This window comes from Reyranella sp. (genome assembly GCF_050185545.1).
Lineage (GTDB): Bacteria > Pseudomonadota > Alphaproteobacteria > Reyranellales > Reyranellaceae > Reyranella.
Map to the genome: position 1 here is coordinate 58,421 of NZ_JBFWZI010000021.1, position 9,050 is coordinate 67,470.

General features: G+C 67.5%; 10 protein-coding genes. 6 read left to right on the plus strand and 4 right to left on the minus strand.

The window, feature by feature from the left end; all coding sequences use genetic code 11:
• Positions 1-11: 11 nt before the first annotated feature.
• Both AB7O82_RS08535 and AB7O82_RS08540 read right to left on the minus strand, forming a co-directional pair.
• Positions 12-1,679: a hydantoinase B/oxoprolinase family protein gene (locus AB7O82_RS08535; RefSeq protein WP_428545815.1), complete on the minus strand. Its 1,668-nt coding sequence runs from the start codon at positions 1,677-1,679 to the stop codon at positions 12-14.
• Entirely contained in the window at positions 1,676-3,691 is a 2,016-nt protein-coding gene (locus AB7O82_RS08540) for a hydantoinase/oxoprolinase family protein (RefSeq protein ID WP_428619194.1), read from the minus strand. The genes AB7O82_RS08535 and AB7O82_RS08540 overlap by 4 nt, the downstream gene beginning before the upstream one ends.
• A gap of 74 nt (positions 3,692-3,765) precedes the next feature.
• Between AB7O82_RS08540 and AB7O82_RS08545 the strand changes: the two genes are divergently transcribed.
• A complete protein-coding gene (locus tag AB7O82_RS08545) occupies positions 3,766-3,888 on the plus strand; it encodes a hypothetical protein (protein WP_428619197.1) in 123 nt (40 codons plus the stop codon).
• Positions 3,889-4,162: 274 nt separating this feature from the next.
• On the opposite strand, the gene AB7O82_RS08550 is transcribed toward AB7O82_RS08545, so the two are convergent.
• The gene (locus tag AB7O82_RS08550; RefSeq protein ID WP_428549778.1) at positions 4,163-4,465 is read right to left on the minus strand and encodes an accessory factor UbiK family protein; all 303 of its coding nucleotides are present in this window, start codon (positions 4,463-4,465) and stop codon (positions 4,163-4,165) included.
• Between the two features lie 192 nt (positions 4,466-4,657).
• Between AB7O82_RS08550 and AB7O82_RS08555 the strand changes: the two genes are divergently transcribed.
• From AB7O82_RS08555 to AB7O82_RS08575, 5 genes are all read left to right on the plus strand, one after another.
• Positions 4,658-5,392: an enoyl-CoA hydratase/isomerase family protein gene (locus tag AB7O82_RS08555; RefSeq protein ID WP_428549780.1), complete on the plus strand. Its 735-nt coding sequence runs from the start codon at positions 4,658-4,660 to the stop codon at positions 5,390-5,392.
• Between the two features lie 39 nt (positions 5,393-5,431).
• Positions 5,432-6,229: a pyrroline-5-carboxylate reductase gene (gene proC / locus AB7O82_RS08560; RefSeq protein ID WP_428549782.1), complete on the plus strand. Its 798-nt coding sequence runs from the start codon at positions 5,432-5,434 to the stop codon at positions 6,227-6,229.
• Positions 6,226-6,849, plus strand: coding sequence for a TetR family transcriptional regulator (locus AB7O82_RS08565; protein WP_428549784.1), 624 nt, complete (start codon positions 6,226-6,228; stop codon positions 6,847-6,849). The genes proC and AB7O82_RS08565 overlap by 4 nt, the downstream gene beginning before the upstream one ends.
• A 132-nt stretch (positions 6,850-6,981) precedes the next feature.
• Positions 6,982-7,416 (plus strand): phasin family protein, encoded by a 435-nt coding sequence (locus AB7O82_RS08570; protein ID WP_428549786.1) that lies wholly within the window; start codon positions 6,982-6,984, stop codon positions 7,414-7,416.
• A gap of 39 nt (positions 7,417-7,455) precedes the next feature.
• Positions 7,456-7,794, plus strand: a complete 339-nt coding sequence (locus AB7O82_RS08575; RefSeq protein WP_428549788.1) for a tRNA-binding protein — start codon at positions 7,456-7,458, stop codon at positions 7,792-7,794.
• Between the two features lie 258 nt (positions 7,795-8,052).
• Here AB7O82_RS08575 and AB7O82_RS08580 read toward each other — a convergent pair whose 3' ends face one another.
• Positions 8,053-8,637, minus strand: a complete 585-nt coding sequence (locus AB7O82_RS08580) for a glutathione S-transferase family protein (RefSeq protein WP_428549790.1) — start codon at positions 8,635-8,637, stop codon at positions 8,053-8,055.
• Positions 8,638-9,050 lie beyond the last annotated feature (413 nt).

Genomic DNA, 9,050 nt, shown 5'->3' on the forward strand with positions numbered 1-9,050 from the left:
GTGCCGCGGGCCTATTCCGCCGCGAGCTTGCGCGCCGCCCGGGGGTCGCGCGTGATCATTCCGTCGGCCAAGTCTCGCTCGATCATCGCGTCGGGCCGCTCGGCGAGGCGGCCGAAGCCGCCGCCACCGCCCACGAACATCTCGACCAGGTCGCCCTTGGCCAGATCGACGGCGGCCTTGCTGCGCAGCTCCTCGACCGTGCCGTTGGCGCGCAGGATGCGGCAGTAGCCGCGCTGGCCCGGCTCACCGCCCTGCAGGCCCTCGGGCGCCAGCCGGAAGCGGTCGGAGTAGATGGCGAGCTGCACATCGTCCTTCAGGACCTCGCAGCGGCGGAAGAAGCCGGCGCCGCCGCGCCGCGCGCCGAGGCCAAACGAATCGGGCGCCAGCTCGTAGCCGACGATGCGGAAGAAATCGTAGTCGATGTCGAGCGATTCGACCGGCGCGTTGGAGCAATTGCTGAGCGGCGAGTCGACCGCGTCGCAGCCGTCGGTTTCCTTCGAGGCGCCGTAGCCGCCGCCGAAGATTTCCAGGTAGACGCTGTAGCCCTTGTCGCCGAGATGCGAGAGGCAGAGGGCCGTCGTGCTGTCGAAGCCGGTGGCGATCACCCGGTCGGGCAGCGCCTGCGCCAGCGCCTTCATCACCGCGTTGAAGGCGCGGTACGCCGGGATCATGCGCGCCCGCACCGGCGCCGGCGGCCGCGGATTGAGCAGCGAGCCGTACGGCACCTTTATGCGGATCGGGCGCGCCATGCCCTCGTTGTAGGGAATGTCTGCGCTGGTCAGCACCGACTTCACGCACGACAGCGCCGCCGACAGGGTGCTCGAGTAGGGGCAGTTGAGGTTGCGCTTGACCTGGCCGCAGGTGCCCTCGAAGTCGATCTCGACCGAATCCTCGCTGATCGTCACCCTGGCCTTCACCACCAGCGGCTCGTCGCTGAGGCCGTCATCGTCGACCGCGTCCTCGCCGTAGAACGTGCCCTTGGGCGCCTGCGCGATGGCGGCGCGCACGCGGCGCTCGGAATAGTCCTGCATCTCCGTCATCGCCGCTTCGACCTTGTCGGCGCCGTAGCGCTCGCAGAGCTGCTTCACGCGCAGCACGCCGATTGCATTGGCGGCGAACTGGGCGTTGAAATCGCCGATCGTCAGGTCGGGCACGCGCACGTTCGCCGTCACCAGCCGCTCGAAGCTGCCGCCGTTCCAGTCGCGGGCGAAATCGTACTTGCTGGGCGGGAAGCGCAGGCCTTCCTGGTAGACGTCGGAGGCATGAATGTTGAGGCCCGGGGCACCGCCGCCGAGATCGAGATGGTGCGCCACCGACGCGCCAAAACCCACCACTCGGCCAGCGACGAAGATCGGCGTGAAGATGAACACGTCGGGGATGTGCTGGCCGCCTTCGAACGGGTCGTTGTTGATCAGGAAATCGCCTTCCTGGAGCGTCTCGACCGGATGACGTTTCAGGCAGGCCCGCAAGGTCTCGCCGATCGGCCCGAGCTGCATGGGGATCAGCTCGGCCTGGGCGACGGTGTTGCCGTGCCGGTCCATCAGCCCCGCCGAGCCGTCGCGCGCCTCGCGCAGGATGGTCGAGTAGGCCGAGCGGATCAGCTTCACGCCCATCTCGCGCGCGGCGGCGATCAGCGCCTGGCTGATGACGGCATAGTCGAGGGGACTGAGCTGGCTCATTGTGATCTCCGCAGGATCATATTGTCCGCTTCATCGAGGGTCGCTGTCCATCCGGCCGGCACCCAGGTGGTGGCGGTGTAGCCCTCGACGACGGCCGGCCCCAACAGGGTCTGGCCGGGGCTGAGCGATTCCGCCGCGTGGCGGGCGCAGTCGATCCAGGCCTCGCCGTGGAAGATTCGTGTGGAGGCGGCGCCGCGGCTCGCCTCGGCCTCGCGGTTGAGGCGCGGCGCGCTGCCGATCGGCAGGGTGGCGCCGACGCGCAGGGTCACGATCTCGACCGGCCGGTTGAGCGTGGCGCCGTGCATGAAGGTGCGGTGATGGGCGTCGGCGAACAGGCCGGCGAGATAGGCCGCATCGAGTGCGCCGAGGCGGCTCGCCGGGATCTCGACGCCGACCTCGAAGGCCTGGCCGACGAAGCGCATGTCGAGCGTGTGGGTGTAGACGAGCTCGCCCGACAGCTTCATGTCGGTGAACTGGCTGGCGAGCCGCGCGCGCATATCGCCGAAGATGCGGCCGGCCTCTGCCGCCGCCGCGTCGTCGAGCTTCATCTTGTGCGTCATCGTGTCGAACTTGGTGTAATCCGATGCCACCAGACCGTAGGCCGAGATCACGCCGGCGCTGGGCGGCACGACGATGGTCGAGATGCCGAGTTCCTCGGCGATGCGCGCGGCATGCAGCGGACCGGCGCCGCCGAACGGCACCAGGGCGTAATCGCGCGGGTCGCGGCCGCGCTCGGTCGAGACCAGCTGGATGGCGCGCACGATGTTGGCGTCGGCGAGCTGCAGGGCCGACGAAGCGGCCTGCTCGATGCCGAGGCCGAAGCGCGTCGCCAGGGGCTCGAACGCGCGCCGCGCCGCCTCGCCGTCGAGTGTCATGCGGCCGCCCAGGAAGGCGCCGGGTCGGATCGTGCCGATCACGATATGGGCGTCGGTGGTCGTAGGCTCCGTGCCGCCCTTGCCGTAGCAGGCCGGGCCGGGATCGGCGCCGGCGCTCTGCGGGCCGACGCGCAGCATGCCGCCGTCGTCGACCCAGGCGATCGAGCCGCCGCCGGCGCCGACCGAGACGATGTCGAGGACCGGTGTGCGGATCGGCAGGCCGTCGATCTCGCTCTCCGAAGCGAGCGAGGGCCGGCCGTCCTGCACCAAGCAGACGTCGGTCGAGGTACCGCCCATGTCAAAGGTGATCAGATTGTCGAAGCCCGAGCGCGCCGCCTGGCGCGTCGCCCCGACCACACCCGCCGCCGGCCCGGAATAGAGCGCCGTGATGGCGCTCTGGCGCATCGCCTCGGCGGGCAGGCGGCCACCATTGGACTGCATCACCGTGAAGCGGCCGCGAAAGCCCGATTGCGCGAGCTTGCTCTCGAAGCGGTGCAGATAACCGTCGATCACCGGCTGGACGTAGGCCGAAAGCAAGGTCGTCGAGGCCCGCTCGAACTCGCGGAACTCGCGCGCCACCTGATGGCTCGCCGTGACGAGCACGTCCGGCAGCGCCTCGGCAATCAGCGTGGCCAGGCGCTGCTCGTGCGCCGGATTGGCATAGGCATTGAGCAGGCAGATCGCCACGGCGCGATAGCCGCCAGCCTTCAGCGCCGGGATCAGCCCGCTTCGGACGGCTGCCTCGTCGATCGGTGTGTCGATCGTGCCGTCGGCCGCGATGCGCTCCGCCACCTCGAAGCAATCCTTGCGCCGCACTGGCGGCGCCGGCTTGGCGTAGAACAGGTCGTAGATGCTGCGCCGGTCGTGACGCTGCATGAAGAGAAGATCGCGAAAGCCGCGCGTGGCGACGAACGCCACCGCCGCGCCCTTGCGTTCCAGCACCGCGTTGGTCGCCACCGTCGAGCCGTGACCGAGATCCTCGATGCGCGCGAGATCGATGCCGGCCGCGGTCAGCGCGGCGAACGCCCCGATGTCGGGACTGCGCGGCGTGCTCGGCACCTTGGTGACGACCACCCGACCATCCTCGACCGCCACCAGATCGGTGAACGTCCCCCCGACCTCGACTCCAACGCGCATACCCGTTTTCTCCTCGCTGAGCCGCTATGCTACGAGGCTGCAAGCACCTATGCCAGTCGCATGGCGAGGGCGCCGTGAAGAGGCTCGAGGACGATTTGATTGCGGCCTATCGCGGCATGGCGGCAGACCACGCGCGCGAGTCCGACGCCCATTATTGGGCGGAGGGGCTGATCGAAGACGCGGCGCCGGATCCCTGAGAAAAGAGTAATTCCTCCCTTCGGCGTTGCGCAGGGCAGTCGATGCGCTTCGTGGTGACGAGATTTGCTTGCGGCGCGTCACTCCAGCGGTGCGTCTCTTGCAGGATCGACAAGGATCGCGCCTCTGGAGCTGGTGGAGGTTCTCCGGAATGGTTGCGGGGGCAGGATTTGAACCTGCTACCCACGGCGCATCTGCCGCCTCCAGTGCAAGCATGTCATCCCGAGCGTAGCGCCCGTCTTGGCGAGCCCGAAGGGAGGGTCTCTACGCCCAGAGCTACACTTCCGGCGAAATGGCGGCGCCCGGCGTCGGGATCTCGGTCACCTCCCCGCCGTCCGCCAGCTTCGCCTGCAGCTCGGCGATCTGCTTCTTCAGCTCCTCGTTCTCCTCGCGCGCCTTGACGGCCATTGCCTTGACGGCGTCGAACTCGTCGCGGCGCGGAATGTCCATGCCGTCGAGGATCTTGGCGATCTGGTCGCGGAAGCGGGCCTCGACCTCGTCCTTCATGCCGGTCAACGCGCCCATGGCGCCATTGGCCATCTTGGTCAGGTCGTCGATGAAGGGATTGCGGGTCTGCATAGCTTGTCTCCTCGTGCACCAAGTATGGTCGGCTGCTGAAGCACATTCCGGCCGGCTGGAACAGCCGAACGGAATGTGCCTGTCGCAACAACTACTTACAGTGCGCGCATTTCCGACTTGATGGAACTGCTTGCGGTTCCATCAAATCGGAAATCGCACTAGCATCCGGCGCAACATTCACCGGAGGGCGCCGTGGGCCTGGTCAAAGTCGAGTCGAGCGAAGGCATCACCACCATAACCATGACGCGGGCGGACAAGCGCAATGCGCTGAACCAGGTCCTGTGCGACGCCCTCTACGACGCCTACTGTGCCTTCGAAGCAGGTGGCGATCAGGTCGCCGTTCTGCAAGCCGACGGGCCGGCTTTCTGTGTCGGCGCCGACCTCAAGGAGCCGCCGGCGGCGATGTGGAAGGCGGTGCCCGACGTCAGCCACAAGCTCACCAAGCCGGTGATCGCCTGCACCCAGGGCTGGGTCATCGGTGGCGCCATCTGCATGGTGATGACCTGCGATCTCATGGTATCGGCCGACACCACGAAGTTCATGTATCCCGAGGCCAAGGTCGGCGTGTTCGGCGGCCTGATGCCGGGCATCGTCTCGCGCATGCCGCACAAGGTGGCGATGGAGCTGCTGCTGCTCGGCGAGGAAGTGTCGGTCAAGCGCGCCTACGATGTCGGCTTCGTCAACAAGGTCGTGCCGCTCGGCGAGGAGCGGGAAGAGGCGCGCCGCATGGCCGGGATCATCGCCGGATCGGCGCCGCTGGTGATCCGCACCCTGCGCGACTTCGCCAACCAGACCCTGCCGCGCGGGCCGGCCGAGATCTTCGTGCCGGAACGCTACAAGCTCGAGCGCATTGCCAACAGCGAGGATCGCAAGGAGGGCGCTGCCGCCTTCCGCGAGAAGCGCACGGCGCGCTTCAGGGGCCGATAAGAGGATGGGGAAACCCGATAAGAGGGCGGGGGATTGGCCATGGGCAAGCTGATGCTGGTCGGATGCGGCAAGATGGGCGGTGCCATGCTGGAAGGCTGGCTGGCCCGCGGCCTTGCTCCGCAGGACATCGTCGTCGCCGAGCCGGTCGAGGCGCTGCGGCCCAAGCGGGATGGCATTCGCTCGGTCGCCTCGACCTCCGAGATCGTCGAGACGCCGGAGATCGTCGTGCTCGCCGTGAAGCCGCAGTCGATGGACGGCGTGCTGTCCGACCTGCGGCGCTTCGCCGATGATGGCGCGGTGTTCCTGTCGATCGCGGCGGGCAAGACCGTGAAGTATTTTGCCGCCCATCTCGGCAGCGCGGCCAAGATCGTGCGCTCGATGCCCAACACGCCGGCGGCGGTGCGCCAGGGCATCACCGTGGCGACGGCGGTCGGCGGCGTGTCGGCGGCGGAGAAGAAGCGCTGCCACGATCTCCTCGAGGCGGTCGGCCAGGTGCTGTGGGTCGACGACGAGGCGCTGATGGACCCGGTGACCGCGTTGTCGGGCAGCGGCCCGGCCTATGTCTTCCTGCTGGTCGAGGCGATGGCGGCGGCCGGCGCCAAGCTCGGGCTCTCGCCCGACATGGCGATGCAGCTTGCCCGCGCCACCGTCGCCGGCAGCGGCGAGCTTCTCAGGCAGTCGAGCGAGCCCGCCGCGCAGCTGCGCGTCAACGTCACCAGCCCGGGCGGCACCACCGCCGAGGCCTTGAAAGTGCTGATGGCACCCGAGGGCATCCAGCCGGTGTTCGACAAGGCCCTGGCGGCGGCCTCACGCCGCTCGAAGGAGCTCGCGGGATGACAGAGGCGCCCGACGCCGCCCTCGATGCCTTCCTCGGCCTGGTCGCCGAGAAGGGCTATGCCAATGTCGCCCTGCGCGACGTGGCGGCGGGCGCCGGTCTCGCGTTGGCCGAGCTCTATCGCCGTTACCCCGACAAGGCGGCGCTGGTCGCGGGCTTCCTGGCGCGCATCGACGCCGAGGTGATTGCCGGGACGCCCGCCGCCGGCGATCCCGAGGAGACGGTGCGCGACCGGCTGTTCGACGTGCTGATGCGGCGCTTCGACGCCCTGCGCCCGCACCGTGCCGCGGTTCGGGCGATCCGCCGCGCCGGCCTCGGCGATCCTTTGCTGGCGCTCTCCCTCGGCCCGGCGGTGCGGCGGTCAATGGCCGCCATGCTGGAGGCGGCCGGCGTGCCGACCGACGGCGTGGCGGGTGCGCTGCGGCAAACCGGCCTGCTGGCCATCTACCAAGCCGTCTCGCGGGTCTTCGAGCGCGATGAGACGGCGGACTCCTCCAAGACCATGGCGGCCTTGGACAGCCGCCTCAAGCGGGCTGAGCGATGGGTTCAATTCTTTGATAAATATACGAAAAGGCCTGACGGGAAGGCCCCGGAGCCGAGCCCGGACCAAGCCTCCACCTGAAATCTTTGTGCAGTGCACAAAATGATTCCTTGACTTGGCCGGCCGGGCGCCTACATTTCCCGTCGTTGTGCACCGCAGCATTGCGGTCCTTTCGCCCCGTTTGAACGCCCGTACCTGCCCAGGAGCCCGCCCATGTATGCCAACGGCGCTTTCAAGAATCCCTTCGCCGACTTCGACTTCACCAAGTTCACGGCCGACTTCAAGATGCCGGTCGTCAATGTCGAGACCATGGTCGAGACGACGCGCAAGAACTTCGCGGCGCTGACCACCGCCAACAGCACCGCCGTCGAGACGATCAAGACGATCGCCCAGCGCCAGGGCGACATGGTCCGCGCGGCGATGGAAGACCTGTCCAAGCACGGCAGCGAAGTGCTCGCCGCAGCGACCTTCGAGGAGAAGGCGATCAAGCAGATCGATTTCGCGAAGAAGAGCTACGAGACCGCGATCGCGAACAGCAAGGAACTGGCCGACCTTTTCGGCAAGGCCCAGTCCGAGGCGCTTGCCGCGCTCAGCGCGCGAGTTGGCGAGATCACCGACGAAGTGAAGGCGGCGATCGCCAAGAAGTAAGTCTCCTCGTCGGTGGCCCGACGAGGGTAAGTTGGGCCAATGACCACGATCACTTACGAAGACTTCGCCAGGGTAGACATCCGCGTCGGCACCATTGTCGACGCGGCTATCCTGGAAGGCGTGCGCAAGCCCGCCATCAGGCTGTCGATCGATTTCGGGCCGGACATCGGCGTGAAGAAGTCCTCGGCCCAGCTCACCGTTCACTACGCGCCCGAGTCGCTGGTCGGCCGCCAGGTCGCCGCGGTCGTCAATTTCCCGCCGCGCCAGATCGGCAAGTTCATGTCGGAGGTGCTGACGCTCGGCTTTCCGATGGCCGACAACAGCGTCGTGCTCATCGTCCCCGACAAGAGCGTGCCCAACGGCGGCAAGCTGTTTTGACTCATTTTCCTCCCCAGCTTCGCTGGGGAGGTGTCGCCGTCTTACGGCGATGGAGGGGGCATGCTTCTCATGGCCGGGAGCGCGCCACTCCGTGGCGCTCATGGGATGTGTGATCGACGAGAAGAGCGCCACGGAGTCGCGCGCTCCCGGCCATGACCCCTCCGCCTGCCTGCGCGAAGCCGAAGCGGCTTCGCTTCGGCGAAGGCAGGTCCGCGCAGACGCGGACACCTCCCCAGCGAAGCTGGGGAGGAAAGTAAGTCACGCCGGCAGCGCGTAGCCGATCTTCGATTCGACCTCGATCGTCTTCTTGACGGCTGGACGCTCCATCATCCGAGCGTAGTGCGCCTCGATGTTGGGGAAGTCGCCGGGCTCGGGGTTGAGCGAGCCTCGGAACCGCCAGAACAGGCGGAACAGGTGGATGTCGGCGATCGAGAAGCGCCCGCCGACGGCCCAATCGTTCTTGCCCAGCCGCTGGTCGGCGAGCTTGTAGACGCCGCGCGCGTGCTCGAGCCCCTGACGCCGCGCCGGATGGATTGTCGAGGCGATGAACGACATCCACGACACCACCTGGGCCTCCGCCTCGACGTCGCCTGCCGGCAGCAGCCCCGCTTCGGGAAAGCGCCGTGCGAGGTAGAACAGGATGCCCGCCACTTCCGTAAGCCGCCGTCCGTCGATCAGCAGCGTCGGCACCTTGCCCTCGGGATTGATGGCCAGGAACTCCGGCGTGTGCGTGTCCTTGGTGGCGAGCGACACGGGCTTGCCCTCGAAGGTCGCACCAACCTCGTGCAGGGCGATGTGCGCCGCCATCGAGCTGGCCCCGGGCGCGAAATAGAGCGTGAGCATGAACGAATCCTCCTGGATGCCAGCATAGCTCTGCTTTCCTCCTCCGTAATCGGGGGAGGCGCTCCGAAGGGGCGGAGGGGGATGGTCTCAGTCGAGATCTCTGAATTTCCGACGTCGGAATCGGATAGATCTCGACCGTGGCTTTCCCCCTCCGCCCCGTATGACGGGGCACCTCCCCCGGTTACGGGGGAGGGAAGAAAAGTCGGTTCAATACTTGTTGTCATCTCGGTCGCGGCGCGGGACCCTTCTCTGCTGTACGATCCCCAGGATCGAGTGCTGGAGTACTGAGCACCATGACGCAACGCCGGATGATGCGCCTCGGCGCATTCGTGCACGAAACGGGTCAGCATGTCGCCGCCTGGCGTCATCCCGAGGCCCATGCGCTGTCGGGCGTGAGCTTTGCCCAGATGGTC